Source organism: Pseudomonas sp. H9, assembly GCF_004353925.1.
In the GTDB taxonomy this organism is placed as follows: domain Bacteria; phylum Pseudomonadota; class Gammaproteobacteria; order Pseudomonadales; family Pseudomonadaceae; genus Aquipseudomonas.
In genome coordinates this window covers 37,579-53,402 of sequence record NZ_SMOK01000044.1, presented here as the reverse complement: position 1 = coordinate 53,402, position 15,824 = coordinate 37,579, and the positions used below count along the sequence as shown (strand labels likewise).

14 protein-coding genes are annotated in these 15,824 nt (G+C 60.6%); 7 read left to right on the top strand and 7 right to left on the bottom strand.

Translation table 11 applies throughout. From position 1 onward, the window contains the following. From E1573_RS24525 to gloB, 4 genes are all read right to left on the bottom strand, one after another. Nucleotides 1-1,854: an extracellular solute-binding protein gene (locus tag E1573_RS24525; protein ID WP_133217122.1), complete on the bottom strand. Its 1,854-nt coding sequence runs from the start codon at nt 1,852-1,854 to the stop codon at nt 1-3. Beyond that, a complete protein-coding gene (locus E1573_RS24520; RefSeq protein WP_218568394.1) occupies nt 1,851-3,683 on the bottom strand; it encodes an extracellular solute-binding protein in 1,833 nt (610 codons plus the stop codon). Before E1573_RS24520 ends, E1573_RS24525 begins: the two co-directional genes overlap by 4 nt. A gap of 318 nt (nt 3,684-4,001) precedes the next feature. Beyond that, on the bottom strand, nt 4,002-5,423 hold the full coding sequence (locus tag E1573_RS24515) for a transglycosylase SLT domain-containing protein (protein WP_133217121.1): 1,422 nt from the start codon (nt 5,421-5,423) through the stop codon (nt 4,002-4,004). A 99-nt stretch (nt 5,424-5,522) separates the two neighbouring features. Further along, a complete protein-coding gene (gloB, locus tag E1573_RS24510; RefSeq protein ID WP_133217120.1) occupies nt 5,523-6,302 on the bottom strand; it encodes a hydroxyacylglutathione hydrolase in 780 nt (259 codons plus the stop codon). 79 nt (nt 6,303-6,381) lie between these two features. Between gloB and E1573_RS24505 the strand changes: the two genes are divergently transcribed. The 4 genes from E1573_RS24505 (at nt 6,382) to E1573_RS24490 (ending at nt 10,811) form a co-directional block, all read left to right on the top strand. Continuing rightward, a complete protein-coding gene (locus tag E1573_RS24505) occupies nt 6,382-7,140 on the top strand; it encodes a class I SAM-dependent methyltransferase (protein WP_133217119.1) in 759 nt (252 codons plus the stop codon). A gap of 50 nt (nt 7,141-7,190) precedes the next feature. Then, complete coding sequence (rnhA, locus tag E1573_RS24500) at nt 7,191-7,637, top strand: ribonuclease HI (RefSeq protein ID WP_133217118.1); 447 nt, start codon at nt 7,191-7,193, stop codon at nt 7,635-7,637. A gap of 90 nt (nt 7,638-7,727) precedes the next feature. Further along, nucleotides 7,728-8,471: a DNA polymerase III subunit epsilon gene (gene dnaQ / locus E1573_RS24495; RefSeq protein WP_256659616.1), complete on the top strand. Its 744-nt coding sequence runs from the start codon at nt 7,728-7,730 to the stop codon at nt 8,469-8,471. Nucleotides 8,472-8,549: 78 nt separating this feature from the next. Beyond that, nucleotides 8,550-10,811: an arginine/lysine/ornithine decarboxylase gene (locus E1573_RS24490; protein ID WP_133217116.1), complete on the top strand. Its 2,262-nt coding sequence runs from the start codon at nt 8,550-8,552 to the stop codon at nt 10,809-10,811. On the opposite strand, the gene E1573_RS24485 is transcribed toward E1573_RS24490, so the two are convergent. Next, nucleotides 10,795-11,013 carry a hypothetical protein gene (locus tag E1573_RS24485; protein ID WP_133217115.1) on the bottom strand — a complete coding sequence of 73 codons (219 nt, stop codon included), beginning with the start codon at nt 11,011-11,013 and terminating at the stop codon, nt 10,795-10,797. The two genes, E1573_RS24490 and E1573_RS24485, sit on opposite strands and share 17 nt — an antisense overlap. Before the next feature lie 144 nt (nt 11,014-11,157). Between E1573_RS24485 and E1573_RS24480 the strand changes: the two genes are divergently transcribed. Next, entirely contained in the window at nt 11,158-11,712 is a 555-nt protein-coding gene (locus tag E1573_RS24480) for an NADPH-dependent FMN reductase (protein ID WP_133217178.1), read from the top strand. A gap of 73 nt (nt 11,713-11,785) precedes the next feature. Here the strand turns inward: E1573_RS24480 and phnX are convergent, their stop codons facing one another. Beyond that, complete coding sequence (phnX, locus tag E1573_RS24475; protein ID WP_133217114.1) at nt 11,786-12,613, bottom strand: phosphonoacetaldehyde hydrolase; 828 nt, start codon at nt 12,611-12,613, stop codon at nt 11,786-11,788. Between the two features lie 31 nt (nt 12,614-12,644). Beyond that, a complete protein-coding gene (locus E1573_RS24470; protein ID WP_133217113.1) occupies nt 12,645-13,751 on the bottom strand; it encodes a 2-aminoethylphosphonate--pyruvate transaminase in 1,107 nt (368 codons plus the stop codon). A 112-nt stretch (nt 13,752-13,863) separates the two neighbouring features. Between E1573_RS24470 and E1573_RS24465 the strand changes: the two genes are divergently transcribed. Further along, the gene (locus E1573_RS24465) at nt 13,864-14,727 is read left to right on the top strand and encodes a LysR substrate-binding domain-containing protein (RefSeq protein WP_133217112.1); all 864 of its coding nucleotides are present in this window, start codon (nt 13,864-13,866) and stop codon (nt 14,725-14,727) included. Nucleotides 14,728-14,800: 73 nt separating this feature from the next. After that, nucleotides 14,801-15,823, top strand: a complete 1,023-nt coding sequence (locus E1573_RS24460; protein ID WP_133217111.1) for an AraC family transcriptional regulator — start codon at nt 14,801-14,803, stop codon at nt 15,821-15,823. Nucleotide 15,824 lies beyond the last annotated feature (1 nt).

Below are 15,824 nucleotides of genomic sequence, written 5' to 3'. Positions count from 1 at the left end.
CTAGTGCGTCCCTTCCGTCGGTGGCGCTTCTGGCGCAGGGTTCATCGGTGTGGACGGTTCGACATCCGGCTTGATCCACCAGGTGTTGATGCCGATGTCGTACTTGGGTGAAACCTTCGGATGACCGATATGGTTCCAGTACGCCACCCGCCAGGTCTTGATGTGCCAGTTGGGAATGACGTAGTAGCCCCACTGCAGCACACGGTCCAGGGCGCGGCTGTGCTCGATCAGGCTCTGCCGGGAGTCGGCATTGATCAGGCCTTCGACCAGGGTGTCGATGGCCGGGTCTTTGAGGCCGATAAAGTTGCGGCTGCCGGGATTGTCGGCCGCAGCGCTCTGCCAGAACTCGCGCTGCTCGTTACCGGGTGAGTTGGATTGTGGATAGCCGCCGACGATCATGTCGAAATCACGCGAGCGCAGGCGGTTGATGTACTGGGAGACATCCACCCGGCGAATCACCAGGTCGATGCCAAGGTCTGCCAGATTGCGTTTGAACGGTAGCAGGATGCGTTCGAATTCGGTCTGCGCCAGCAGGAACTCGATGGACACCGGTTTGCCCTGGGTGTCGACCATCTTGTCGTCAACAATACGCCAGCCAGCGTCCTGCAGCAGTTTGTAGGCTTTGCGTTGCTGCTCGCGGATCATGCCGCTGCCATCGGTCACTGGATTGCTGAAGGCCTGGGTGAAGACCTGGTCGGGGATCTTGCCGCGCAGCGGCTCGAGAATCTTCAGCTCGGCAGCATCGGGCAAACCGCGGGCGGCCATCTCGGAGTTTTCGAAGTAACTGCCAGTGCGGGTGTAGGCGCCGTTGAACAGTTGTTTGTTGGTCCATTCGAAGTCGAGCAGCAGGCTCAGCGCTTCGCGCACCCGCACGTCCTGGAACACCGGGCGGCGGATGTTGAACACAAAGCCTTGCATGCCAGTCGGGTTGCCGTTGGGTAGCTCTTCCATGATCAGGCGCTTCTGGCGTACAGCGGGTACGTCGTAGGCTGTGGCCCAGCTCTTGGCGGCGGTTTCCAGGCGGTAGTCGAACTGGCCGGCCTTCAACGCTTCAAGGGCAACCGAGCTGTCACGGTAATAGTCGGTGGTCATCACATCGAAGTTATAGAAACCACGGTTGACCGCGAGGTCTTTGCCCCAGTAGTCCTTGACCCGCTCGTAGCGGATCGATCGGCCCGCCTTCACATCGGCAACCTTGTACGGGCCACTGCCCAGCGGGATCTCCAGGTTGCCTTTGGTGAACTCACGGCTTTCCCACCAATGCTTGGGTAGCACCGGCAGTTGCCCGAGGATCAGCGGCAGCTCACGGTTGTTGCTGTGCTTGAACTTGAACAGCACGCGCTGCGGGTCTTCGGCGATGACCTCGGCGACATCGGCGTAGTAATTACGAAACAGCGGCGCGCCACTTTTGATCAGGGTGTTGAAGGTGAACACCACGTCTTCGGCGTGTATCGGATGGCCGTCATGAAAGCGCGCTTCGGGGCGCAGGTAGAAGCGCACCCAGCTGTTGTCCGGTGCCTTTTCGATCTTGCCGGCCACCAGCCCGTACTCGGTGAACGGCTCGTCGAGGCTTTGGGTCATCAGCGTGTCGTAGATCAGGCCGATGTCATCGGCCGGCACGCCCTTGTTGATGAACGGGTTGAGGCTGTCGAAGCTGCCGAAGCCGGCCTGGCGGAAGGTACCGCCTTTGGGCGCGTCCGGATTGACATACTCAAAGTGCTTGAAATCGGCCGGGTATTTCGGTGCTTCGTCATACAGGGTGAGTGCGTGTTGCGGGGCGGCCAGTGCCTGGAAACTGAAGCAGGCCAGCAGCAGGGCGCAGGCCTTCAAGCGCAGGCCGGGCAGTGACATCATTGGGCATTCTCCGAAGGCTTTATCCACCAGCTGTTGAGCCCCAGGGTATAGGGCGGCGTGGTGACGAAGGCGAACCGGTTGCGGTAAGCCAGGCGATGGTTGTCCAGGTACCAGTTGGGAATCATGTAGTAGTGCCACAGCAATACCCGGTCCAGAGCCCGCGCCGCTGCCACTTGTTCATCGCGGCTGTTGGCGGCCAGCAGGGTGTCGAGCAGGTGATCGACAATCGGGTCTTTGACGCCAGCATAGTTCTTGCTGCCTTTGGTCGAGGCTTGGCTTGAGTGAAAGTACAACCACTGTTCAAGGCCGGGGCTGAGGGTCTGGTTCAGGGTCATCAGAATCATGTCGAAATCGAACTGGTCCAGGCGTTGTTTGTACTGGGCCCGGTCCACGGTGCGCAAGCGCGCATCGATGCCGATACTGGCAAGGTTCTCGACGTAAGGTTGCAGGATCCGCTCAAGGTTGGGGTTCACCAGCAGCAGCTCCAGTTTCATTGGATTGCCCTGGCTGTCGACTAGACGCTGGCCATTGAGCTTCCAACCGGCCTGGGCCAGCAGGCCGAGGGCTTTGCGCAGGGTCTGGCGGTTGATGCCGCGCCCATCGGTGTGGCTGACCTTGTACGGCTCGGTGAACAGGGCGGGCGGCAATTGGTCCCGATACGGCGCCAGCAGCAGCCATTCTTTGCCGACAGGCTGGCCTTTGGCAGCGAACTCACTGTTGGGGTAGAAGCTGGTTGCACGGCGATAGGCGCTGCTGAACAGGGCGCGGTTGGTCCATTCAAAATCCAGCATCAAGCCCAGCGCCTGGCGCACCCGTGCATCGCTGAAGGTGGCCCGGCGGGTGTTCATGAACAGCCCTTGGGTTTGGGTGGGGATCTTGTGCGGGATTTGCGCCTTGATCACTTGGCCACGTCGCACGGCCGGGAAGTTGTAACCGTTGGCCCAGTTCTTGGCCTGATGTTCGATATAGATGTCGAACTCGCCGGCCTTGAACGCTTCGAAGGCCACGGCGCTGTCGCGGTAGAACTCGTACTCGACCCGGGCGAAGTTATATTTGCCGCGGTTGACGGCCAGGTCTTTGCCCCAGTAATCCTTGACCCGTTCAAACACCAGGCGCCGTCCCGGCTGGACTTGGGTGATGCGGTAAGGGCCGCTGCCCAGCGGGGGTTCGAAGGTGGTGGCTTTGAAGTCTCGACCTTTCCAGTAATGGGCTGGCAGCACCGGCATTTCACCCAGACGCAGGATCAGCAGTGGATTGCCGGCGCGCTTGAACACGAAGCGGATGCTCCGCGGGTTAAGGATGTCGACCCGCTTCACTTCCTGCAGGTTGGTTCGATAGATCGGGTGCCCTTCCTTGAGCAGGGTGCGGTAGGAAAACGCCACATCGTTGGCGGTGATCGGCTGACCGTCATGAAAACGGGCTTCTTCGCGCAGATTGAACACCACCCAGCTGCGGTCTTCGCTGTACTCCACTGAGCGGGCAATCAGGCCATAGCTGGAAGTGGGCTCGTCGCCTGACGGGTCGTACTGACCGGTGCCGACCATCAGCGGTTCATTGAGCTCGGTGACCCCGTACTGCAGGAAGTTTGGGGTAGTGACCGGGCTTGAGCCTTTGAATGTGTAGGGGTTAAGGGTGTCGAACGTGCCGAATGCCATGGCGCGCAAGGTACCGCCCTTGGGCGCTTGCGGATTGACCCAGTCGAAGTGGGTGAATGTAGCTGGGTACTTGAGCGTGCCGAACTGGGCGTAACCGTGGCTTTCGCTGATTGTGGCGCCCGCAGGAAAGCTCAAGGCCAGGCTGAATGTCAGCAACAGGAGGGGACGTATCAAGTCGGCGATCCGATCCAGGCGGCTTGGGCTTTGTTGCGGCTACAGTAACAGCTTGTATGGACTGGAAAAAGACCGGATGCAGGGATGACTCGGGTAGGAGCGGGCTTGCCCCGCGATCAGCTGCGCAGCGGCCGTAAAAACAGCTGCTTGCAAGGCAGCTGACATACCGAGGCGACTGAATTGCTGCCGCTTCGCGCCAGATCGCAGGGCAAGCCAGCTCCCACCGGGAGCTGGCTTCATGGTCAATGGTCACTTCGAGTTAAGCACTGCAAGACAGTTGCTTGTGTCTCGACTGTGGCTTCCGATGAAGCCTGATGCTTAATGCGGCAGGTAGACGGTCAGGGTCTGGCCGGGTTTGAGAGCGTGGCCGCTGCGCGGATTCCAGCGCTTGAGGTGTTGCATCTCGACATTGAAACGCTTGGCAACCAGGTACAGCGAGTCGCCTTTACGAACTTTGTACTGAGTGGATTTCTTCTGGTTCTTGCCCTGCACTGGCTGAGTGCTTTGCATCACCAGTGTCTGGCCAGCCTTGAGGTTATGGCCGGAAAGCTTGTTCCAGCGTTGCAGGTCTTTGACGCTGACCTTGTTAGCCTTGGCAATGCTGCCCAGGCTATCGCCACGCTTGACCCGGTAACGGCTGTTGCGGGTGGCCGTCGTGCGCGGTGTGGCCTCGGCCAGGGCGGCTTCGAAGACGGCCTTTTTCGGCTGCAACGACAGCAGCTCTTCAGGCTTCATGTTCGACAGGCTGGCGGTCAGCATTTGCGCCTTGGCAGTGGGCACCAGCAGCTGTTTCGGGCCGTCGACCGTCATGCGCTTTTTGAACGCGGGGTTGAGTTGGAACAGTTCGTCTTCGTCGATTTCGGCCAGTTCGGCAACGCGCGACAGGTCGAGGCGGTCTTTGATGGCGACAGCTTCGAAGTAGGGTTCGTTGGCGATCGGGTTGAGGTTCACCCCATAGGCTTGCGGGGTCATGACCACCTGCGACAGCGCCAGCAGCTTGGGCACGTAGTCGCGGGTTTCCTGCGGCAGTGGCAGGTTCCAGTAGTCGGTTGGCAGGCCGAGGCGTTCGTTGCGCTCGATGGCCCGGCTGACCGTGCCTTCACCGGCGTTGTAGGCCGCCAGGGCGAGCAACCAGTCGCCGTTGAACATGTCGTGCAGGCGGCTGAGGTAGTTCAGCGCAGCGTTGGTCGAGGCGGTGATGTCACGGCGACCATCGTAGAAGCGGGTTTGACGCAGGTTGAAGTGGCGACCGGTAGACGGAATGAACTGCCACAGGCCTACCGCATGGGCCCGGGAATAGGCCATGGGGTTGTAGGCGCTTTCGATGGCCGGCAACAAGGCCAGTTCCAGCGGCATGTTGCGCTCTTCGAGACGCTCGACGATGTAGTGGATGTACAGGCTGCCACGGTCGCCGGCGGTTTCCAGGAACGAGGGGTTGCTGGCGAACCACAGGCGTTGCTGTTCGATGCGCGGGTTGACTGCCATGTCGTCTTGCAAGGCGAAGCCCTGACGCATGCGTTCCCAGACATCCTGGGGCTCTTGCTCGGCTTGCTTGACCGGGACGAAGACCGGTTTTTGCTTCATCCGCGCCTGGTAGTTATGCGCGCGAACGCTCTCGGATTCGTCGAGCTGACGGGTGCTCTGGCAGCCCACCAAGGTGGCGGCCAGGGCCAGCGCACTGGCTTGGGCCAGGCGCGTCAGGGCGACGGAATTGAAGGTTCTGCGGCTATTCGACGACATTGGCGGGGACAAAGTTCCGGGCAAAAATGTCGGGCGATTCTAGAAAGCAGCCCCCCTGTGGTCAACCTTTGAGAACTTTTGGGCCCTAGCAGCGGCTGTTTAGAAGTTGTCCTTCCAAGCGCGTAGTCCAGCAAAAACAGCACTTTGCGTAGGGTTTATCAGGGGGTTCCGTTCGTCTAATTTTTCTTTAACGGATGTTTCGGCGGTGCGCAGAAAGGGGTTGGTGAGTTTTTCCAGTGCCAGAGATGATGGCAACGTGATGCGATCTTGCGCGCGCAGGCGGGTAACGTCGTCAAAGCGTTGGGCAATGTGCTGGTTTTCGGGTTCCACTGCCTTGGCAAAACGCAGGTTGCTCAGGGTGTATTCATGGGTGCAGTACACCAAAGTCTGCGCCGGCAGGGCGGCCAGACGCTGTAGCGAATGATGCATTTGCTCGGCGGTACCCTCGAACAAGCGCCCACAACCTGCTGCAAACAAGGTGTCGCCACAGAACAGCAGCGGAGTGGCAGTTTGCCCGCAATAATAAGCAATGTGACCCAGTGTATGGCCGGGCACAGCAAGCACCTGGAAATCCAGGCCCAGGACGTTGACGCGGGCGTTGTCGTCCAGCGCCAGGTCGCGGCCGGGGATGCGTTCGTTGGCCGGGCCGCAGACTCGCGCACCGGTGGCTTTTTTCAAGGCTTCGACACCGCCCACATGGTCGTGATGGTGGTGGGTGATCAGAATGTCGCTCAGTTGCCAGCCTGGGTGAGCGGCCAGCCATGTCAGCACCGGTGCTGCATCGCCCGGGTCGACCACCGCACAACGCTGGTTGGCAGTGTCTTGTAACAACCAGATGTAGTTGTCGGTGAAAGCGCGCAGGGCATCGATCTGTATCATGGTGCAATTCGCCAAACGTTGGACATGGGTGCATCTTAGTAGCTATGCACGCTGTCGAGAACCTTCAAGGGAGACTGCAATGACCGATCAAGCCTTTGCCCAGGCCGATCCGCAGTGGCTGGAGCTGATCAGCCTGGCCCGTGACTGGTTCGCCGGCCCTCTCGGGCAATTGATGCTTCATGAAGAGCAGCGCCTGCTTGAAGACGAACTGGGGCGCTACTTTGGCGGTTACCTGGTGCATTACGGACCTTGTGCCGAGGCGCCGCCCAAAGCACCGCAAGTGCAGCGCAATGTGCGTTTGGGCGCGCCGCTTCCCGGGGTCGAGATCGTCTGTGAAGAGCAGGCCTGGCCGCTGAGCGAGCATGCCGCTGATGTGGTGGTGTTGCAGCATGGCCTGGATTTCAGCCTGTCGCCCCACGGCCTGCTGCGTGAGGCGGCCAGCAGCGTGCGGCCGGGCGGGCATCTGGTGATCATCGGCATCAATCCCTGGAGCAGTTGGGGCGTGCGCCGGGTGTTCGCTCATGATGCGTTGCGCAAGGCGCGCTGCATTTCCCCGTCAAGGGTGGGTGACTGGCTTAATCTGCTGGGCTTCGCGCTGGAGAAACGCCGGTTCGGGTGCTATCGTCCGCCGCTCGCATCCCCGGCCTGGCAACAGCGCCTGGCGGGTTGGGAGCGCATTGCCAGTGGCTGGCAAGGTGCCGGCGGCGGTGTTTACTTGCTGGTAGCGCGCAAGATGGTGGTCGGTTTGCGGCCACTGCGCCTGGAGCGCCGCGAGCCGATGGGCAAGCTGCTGCCGTTGCCGATGGCCAAGGTCAACCGGCGTCATTCCGAACCCTGAGTGCCGGCCCTGCAGCGTGCAGGCCACAATCATTGATCAATAGGCTGTAAATGAGCGATAGCGTCGAAATCTTTACCGATGGTGCCTGCAAGGGCAACCCGGGCCCGGGTGGCTGGGGTGTGCTGCTGGTCTGCAAGGGCGTCGAGAAGGAACTGTGGGGCGGCGAGCCGGAAACCACCAACAACCGCATGGAACTGATGGCGGCGATCAAAGGCCTGGAAGCCCTCAAGCGCGAGTGTGAAGTGCTGCTGGTGACCGACTCGCAGTACGTGATGAAAGGCATCAACGAGTGGATGGCCAACTGGAAAAAGCGTGGTTGGAAAACCGCTGCCAAGGAGCCGGTGAAGAACGCCGACCTCTGGAAACTCCTTGATGAACAAGTTGGGCGCCATAAGGTGACCTGGCAATGGGTGCGCGGCCACATCGGCCACCCAGGCAACGAGCGTGCCGACCAGTTGGCCAATCGCGGCGTCGATGAGGTGCGCGGCCTGTGCTGAGCACAGCAGCCGCCACTTGGCCGCCAGCTGAGGTAGAATACCCGGCTTTCATCAGCAAGCTGTAGGCGACAGGAGGCCACCGGCGTGGAGATTCAGAGCAACAGGTCGGTCGTCCTGGACACCGAAACCACCGGTATGCCGGTTACCGACGGTCACCGGGTCATCGAAATCGGCTGTGTCGAACTGATGGGCCGACGCCTGACCGGGCGGCACTTCCACGTTTATCTGCAGCCAGACCGCGAGAGTGACGAAGGCGCCATTGGCGTCCACGGTATTACTGACGCTTTCCTGCTCGACAAACCGCGTTTTGCTGAGGTGGCCGATGAGTTCTTCGAATTCATCCAGGGCGCTCAGCTGATCATTCACAACGCGGCGTTCGACGTCGGCTTCATTAACAACGAGTTCGCCCTGCTCGGTCAGCACGACCGCGCTGATATCTCGCAGCACTGCACCATCCTCGATACCCTGATGATGGCGCGCTCCCGGCACCCAGGGCAGCGCAACAGCCTCGATGCCTTGTGCAAGCGCTACGGCATCGACAACTCGGGCCGTGAGCTGCACGGCGCGTTGCTCGACTCGGAGCTGTTGGCCGACGTCTACCTGGCCATGACCGGCGGCCAGACCAGCCTGTCGCTTGCCGGGCAGGGCGCGGATGGCGAGGATAATAGTGAAGGCAGCCGCGGCAGTGAAATCCGGCGTTTGAGCGGTCGGCAACCCGGCCGGATCATTCGTGCTACCGAGCAGGAGCTTGAAGCGCACATCGCTCGCCTGGAAGCGATTTCCAAGTCGGCAGGTGGCCCTGCGTTGTGGCAGCAACTGGCCGAGGCCAACTGAGGCAGATTACCGCGCAAGGGGGCTGGCGAGCTTCTACCCTGAAATGACAAGCGTGTCATTCGGAGTAGACACCCCCTTATGTACAAGGACCTCAAGTTCCCTGTTCTGATCGTCCACCGCGATATCAAGGCGGATTCAGTGGCGGGCGAGCGCGTACGTGGTATCGCGCAGGAACTGGCCCAAGACGGCTTCACCATTCTTTGCGCTGTCGATTACAGCGAAGGCCGGCTGGTCGCCTCGACCCATCACGGCCTGGCCTGCATGCTGATTGCCGCTGAAGGCGCAGGCGAGAACCGTCACCTGTTGCAGAACATGGTTGAGTTGATTCGCCTGGCCCGGCTACGTGCACCGCATTTGCCGATCTTTGCCCTGGGTGAGCAGGTCACCCTGGAAAACGCCCCGGCGGATGTCATGAGCGAGTTGAATCAACTGCGCGGCATTCTCTACCTGTTCGAAGACACCGTACCGTTTCTGGCCCGGCAAGTGGCGCGGGCGGCGCATAACTACCTGGATGGCCTGCTGCCGCCTTTTTTCAAAGCGTTGGTGCAACACACCGAGCAGTCCAATTACTCCTGGCACACGCCAGGGCATGGCGGTGGTGTGGCTTATCGCAAAAGCCCGGTCGGGTTGGCGTTTCATCAGTTCTTTGGTGAGAACACTCTGCGTTCAGACCTCTCGGTGTCGGTGCCTGAGCTGGGCTCGTTGCTGGATCACACCGGCCCTCTGGCGGCAGCAGAAAGCCGGGCGGCGAGGAATTTCGGGGCGGATCACACGTTTTTTGTGATCAACGGCACATCCACGGCCAACAAAATCGTCTGGCACTCGATGGTCGGGCGCGACGACCTGGTGCTGGTGGACCGCAACTGCCACAAATCGGTGGTACACGCCATCATCATGACCGGCGCGATCCCTTTGTATCTGTGCCCTGAGCGCAATGAATTGGGGATTATCGGGCCGATCCCGCTGAGCGAATTCAGCCCTGAGTCGATCCGCGCCAAGATCCAGGCCAACCCCCTGACGCAGGGGCGTGAAGCTAAGGTAAAACTGGCGGTGGTCACTAACTCCACCTATGACGGTCTGTGCTACAACGCCGAGTTGATCAAGCAGGAGTTGGGCAGCAGTGTCGAGGTGCTGCATTTCGATGAGGCCTGGTATGCCTATGCGGCCTTCCATCCGTTCTTTGCCGGGCGCTATGCCATGGGCACGTCGCGCAGCGCCGACAGCCCGCTGGTATTCAGCACGCACTCGACGCACAAACTGTTGGCGGCCTTCAGTCAGGCGTCAATGATCCATGTGCAAGACGGTGGCAGCCGCCAACTGGACCGTGATCGTTTCAATGAAGCGTTCATGATGCACATCTCCACGTCGCCGCAATACAGCATCCTGGCATCGCTGGATGTGGCCTCGACGATGATGGAGGGGCCTGCAGGGCGGTCGTTGATGCAGGAAATGTTCGATGAGGCCTTGAGCTTTCGCCGGGCCATGGCCAATTTGCGCCAGCACATTGCCGTCGACGACTGGTGGTTCAGCATCTGGCAGCCGCCGCAGCTCGAGGGTGTGCAGCAGCTCAGCAGCGACGATTGGTTGTTGGCGCCGCAGGCCGATTGGCACGGGTTTGCCGAAGTCAGTGATGATTACGTGTTGCTCGATCCGATCAAGGTCACGTTGGTCATGCCAGGTCTCAATGCCGGTGGTGCATTGAGCGCACATGGCATTCCAGCGGCGGTGGTCAGCAAGTTTCTCTGGGAGCGTGGCCTGGTGGTGGAGAAGACCGGGCTCTACACCTTCCTGGTGCTGTTTTCCATGGGCATCACCAAGGGCAAGTGGAGCACCTTGTTGACGGAGCTGCTGGAGTTCAAACGCAACTACGACGCCAACACCGATTTGCTGGAAAGCCTGCCGTGTGTCGCCCGGCTCGACCCGCTGCGCTATCAAGGGCTGGGTTTACGGGATCTGTGTGACCAGTTGCATGCCTGTTATCGCAGCAATGCCACGGCCAAGCAGCTCAAACGGCTGTTTACGCGTTTGCCTGAGGTGGTGATGAAACCCGCTGACGCCTATGACCGTATGGTGCGTGGAGACGTAGAAGCGGTGCCGATCGATCAACTGATCGGGCGTGTTTCTGCGGTCATGCTGGTGCCGTACCCGCCGGGCATACCGTTGGTGATGCCCGGTGAACGCTTCACCGAAGCGACGCGCTCGATTATCGATTACCTGGCTTTTGCCGCAGCCTTCGACAGCGGCTTCCCCGGTTTTGTCGCCGATGTGCACGGCCTGCAGCATGAAGTAGGGCTGCAGGGGCGGGTCTACACCGTCGATTGCATCAAGGGATGCGGATGATCTCGACGCCGGTGCGGGCCAGTTCGAAGCGGTCATCGCCCAGGTGGTTGACCTTGTCGCCAATGGCCAGCGTGTAGGTGGTAATGGGCAAGGAAGAGGCACTACCGTCGGCGTTCGGGATGGCTTCCTGAAACTCATGAACGGGGTAGATGCGGCCTTCTGCGTCCCGTGCATGAAACCGTCCGACCAGTACTGCTGTCATTTACCGTGCAACCTCTAGGAATTTTCTGTCAGGCATAGACCACCGATTGCCCCTGTAGTTTTGCTTGCCGGGAAAAAAACTTTCGCCGTCGGGCAGATCATCTATACCTACAAGTTCCTTTGTCCTCTATGTCAGGAAATCGCCATGAGTCAGGTGTATTCGGTAGCCGTCGTCGTCGGCAGCTTGCGCAAGGAATCCTACAACCGCAAAGTCGCCCTGGCACTTGCGGAGCTTGCGCCCGCTAACCTCAAATTGAAGATTGTCGAAATCGGCGATTTGCCGCTCTACAACGAAGACATTGATGTTGATCCGCCGGCGGCCTACAAAACCTTCCGCGAGCAGTTGCGCAACAGTGATGCGGTGCTGTTCGTCACGCCGGAGTACAACCGCTCGGTGCCGGGTGTGCTGAAGAACGCGATTGATGTCGGGTCAAGGCCGTATGGGCTAAGTAGCTGGAGTGGCAAGCCGGGTGCGGTGATCAGTGTCTCGCCGGGGGCAGTGGGCGGCTTTGGTGCCAACCATCACTTGCGTCAGTCTTTGGTGTTTCTCGATGTGCCTTGCATGCAGCAGCCGGAGGCCTACATTGGCGGGGCGGCGAGCCTGTTTGATGAGAATGGCAAGCTGACGGAGAAGACGCGTCCGTTCCTGCAGACTTTCATTGATAAGTATGCGGCGTGGGTTGAGCGGCATCAGGGGTGAAGCATCGCGGGGCAAGCCCGCTCCCACCGACCTCTGTGGGAGCGGGCTTGCCCCGCGATCGATTATTCCTCCATTACACCGCTTGCGGCATTTCCCCACGCGCCAGGCGCTTGTTGATGTCGGCGATCACTTCCGGCAGTTCGTTGATGGTGTCGATCAGGTAGTGCGGCCGTGAACCTTCGAACAGGGCGTGGATGCGCTTGCGCTCGCTGTCCAGCGTGTCTGCGCCGAGGGCGCGGTAGCCTTCGTAAGTCAGGCCCAGGGCGTTACCCGAGCACACCAGTGCCACCGTCCACATACCGGCGCGGCGACCTTCCAGAATCCCCGGCACGGTGTCGTCGACTTTGACGCACGCCGCTACATCATCAATGCCCAGGGCAATTACGTTGGCCAGCGCTTGAGCTGGCCAGGGGCGACCGTTCGGCGTTTCATCGGTGGCCACTACATGGTCGGCCACGTAGCCATTCTTGGCGGCCAGCTCGACCACCTTGTCCATGACCACTTTCGGGTAACCGGAGCAGGAGCCGATTTTCAGGCCTTCTTTGCGCAGGCCGGTCAAGGTGTCCAGGGCGCCAGGGATCAGCGCCGAGTGCACAGCGATTTTCTCGATCTGCAAGGGCATGAAACGCTCATAAATCGCCGTCACATCGTCGTCGGTCGGGGTGCGACCGAACACTTTGCGATACCGCTCGGCAATCTCAGGTTGGTCGCACAGGGTGCGGATGTGGTCCCATTTCCCCATACCCATCGGGCCGCGGGCTTCTTCGATGGATACCTCAACGTCGAATTCGGCGAAGGCTTCGACAAAAATCTGGGTGGGTGCGAAGGAGCCGAAGTCGACTACGGTACCGGCCCAGTCGAGGATGGCCGCTTGCAGTTGGGTTGGATTGCTGTAGTTCATGTGTGAGTTCCTAGAAAAGAGGGTCGGCGCTTCAGATGTCCAGTACTTCCATTTCCCGCAGCACTTCGGCCACAGCGTTTACAGCAGCTTGCATGCCCTCCGGACCCACCACACCGATGCAGCCGACGCGGAAGGTTTCGACCTGGGTCAGCTTGCCTGGGTAGAGGATGAAGCCCTTGGCCTTGACCCGCTCGTAGAACTCTTTGAACTGGTAGCGCGGATCGCTAGGGGCATGGAAGGTGACGATGATCGGGGCCTGAATCTCGGCAGGCAGGAAGCTGCGCAGGCCGATGGCGGCCATGCCGTCGAGCAGGGTTTTGCAGTTGCTGGCATAGCGTTGGTGCCGTGCTGGCAGCCCGCCTTCTTCGTTGTACTGCAACAAGGCTTCATGTAGCGCTGCTACCACGTGAGTGGGCGGGGTGAAGCGCCATTGGCCGGTTTTGGCCATGTAGGCGTGCTGGTCCTGCAAGTCCATCGCCAGGGACGGTGAGTTGCCTTCAGCGGCGGCTAGCGATTGCTTATTGGCGAAGACAAAACCCATGCCCGGCACACCTTCCAGGCATTTCCCGGAAGCGGCAATCAGTGCATCGAACGGCACCTCGCGGGCATCAATCGGCAGTGCGCCGAACGAGCTCATGGCGTCGATGATCAGGCGCTTGCCGTGATGCGCAACGACCTGGGCGATCTCGGGCAGCGGGTTAAGAATGCCGGTACTGGTTTCGCAATGAATCAGAGCCACGTGGGTGATGCTGGTGTCAGCGGCCAGCAAACGGTCAACGTCGGCAGCGGTGGTCGGTTCGTCTTCAGCGGTTTCAAAGGTGCTGTAGGCACGGCCCAGCACTTTGCAGATCTTGGCCAGGCGTTGGCCATAGGCGCCGTTGATCAGCACCAGAACTTTGCCGTCACGCGGTACCAGGGTGCCGATCGCGGCTTCTACGGCGAAGGTACCGCTGCCTTGCAGGGGTACACAGTGGTGGCTGTCGGCACCGTTGACGATGGCCAGCAGTTGCTCACACAGGCTGGCGGTCAGCTGGTTGAAGTCGCGGTCCCAGGAGCCCCAGTCCACCAACATCGCTTGGCGGGTGCGGGACGAGGTGGTCAAAGGACCAGGGGTCAGCAGGATTGGGGCGTTGCTCATTCCGAAGTTCCTCACAAGCGGTGGGCTGAAACTACGGGGCCTAAGTTGCAATTCTGCGCGCCATCAATCAAATTGTTTGTTGTTATGCCAGCCATAAGTCAGGCCGATAGATATGAACCTGTTTCAGCTCCGTGCGTTCGATGCGGTGGCCCGAGAGGGCAGCTTTACCCGTGCTGCGGCGCGGTTGTTCATCAGCCAGCCGGCGGTCACCGGGCATATCAAGGCCCTGGAAGAGCACTACCAGATCACTTTGTTGCGGCGTACCGCGCGTCGGGTCGAACTGACGGAAGAAGGCACGCGCCTGGCGGCGATCACGCGGGCCATGTTTGGCCTGGCCGAGGAAGCTCAGGCCATGCTTGAGGCCAATCGCCAATTGTTGACCGGGCGTCTGGAGGTGGCTGCCGACGGGCCGCACCGGGTTATGCCGATGCTCGCCCAACTGCGTGCGCGGTACCCCGGCATTACCGTTAACCTACGTCTGGGCAATGCCCAGGAAACCCTGGCGGCACTGCTCAGTGAACACGCCGACGTAGCCGTGCTGACCGAGGTCGAACCACGCAAAGGGCTGTACCTGCAAGCCTTGGGCGAGTCGCAGATTTGTGCCTTGCTGCCCGCCGGTCACCCCATGGCGGCCAACACACAGGCGTTGCCGCTCAGCGCATTGGACCGGCAGATCATGGTGCTGCGCGAACCCAGTTCGATCACCCGGCGTACCTTTGACCAGGCCTGTATCGAGGCCAAGGTGCAGCCACGGGTGCTGCTGGAACTGGACAGCCGCGAAGCGGTGACCGAGGCGGTTGCCGCCGAGCTGGGCATTGGCATCGTATCGTCGGTGGAGATGAGCCATGATCCTCGAGTGGTGGCGCGCTCGATCGTAGGTTCCGGGCTAGTCAACCAGCACATGATCGGCTGCCTGGAGCGTCGTCGTGAACTGCGTCTGATCCAGGCCTTCCTGAGCCTGGCGCCAAGCCCATGACGCGGTGCTGGCATTTTCTGCTGTGGCCCCTAAGATGGCGGTCAATTCAGTCGGGTAAGGCGAAGTACTGTTGATGGCGGGCAAAGACACCATCTCCATGCAATTGGTGCGCGAGGCGCTGTTGCAAAGCTTCACGCAGGGAGCGCTGAGCGAGTCCATGCTCAAGCGTATTGGTATTGACCCGGCCCTGCTTCAGCAGGCAGATGCCCGGGTGCCGGCCAGCGCTTTCGCACAGCTTTGGCGTTTGCTGGCGCGACGCAGCCACGATGAGTTTTTCGGTATGGACCCACGTGGCCTGCGCAGCGGCAGCCTGGCGTTCCTGTGCCGGACAGCGATGGCCCAACCCACCCTGGGTGCGGGGCTGGAGACGGCCCTGGCTTTTCTGTCGTTGATGCTCGAAGACTTGCAGCCTAGCCTGGTTCGTCAGCAGAGCCTGGCTGAAATCGTCATTGGCGAGCCGCGTGAACAGCCACGCCGCGCCTTTACCTACTTCACCTTCTGGATGATCGTCCACGGTGTGGCGTGCTGGCTGGCAGGGCGGCGCATTCCGATACTGGCCATCGAGCTGCGCTGTGCCGAGCCGCCGTTCTGCGACGATTACCGGGTCATGTTCTCGGAAAACCTGCAATTCGATCGTCCGCGCTCGCGAATGATCATTGCCGCCGATTGCCTCGATCTGCCGCTCAAGCGCAGTGATGAAGAACTGCAGCGCTTTCTCAGCGAGTTGCCGGGAAACATCCTGGTTAAATATCGCGACCCGGCCAGCCTGGCACGGCGTATCCGTCAGGATCTGTTGCAGATGGATCCCGGTCATTGGCCGGACGCCGATAGTCTGGCGCGCCAGCTGTGCCTTTCTACTTCGACGCTGCGCCGGCGCCTGGCTGAAGAGGGCCAGACCTATCAGGGGCTCAAAGATAGCGTGCGACGGGAGTTGGCGATTACCTGGCTGGCCGAAGTCGAGCTGGGTTTTGCCGATATCGCCGATCGTCTTGGTTTTGCCGACACCAGTTCGTTCTACAAAGCCTTTCGCAAGTGGTTCGGCTGCAATCCCGGGCACTATCGAACGGTGATCCTGCAGGGGCAGGCGCAGGCCTGAC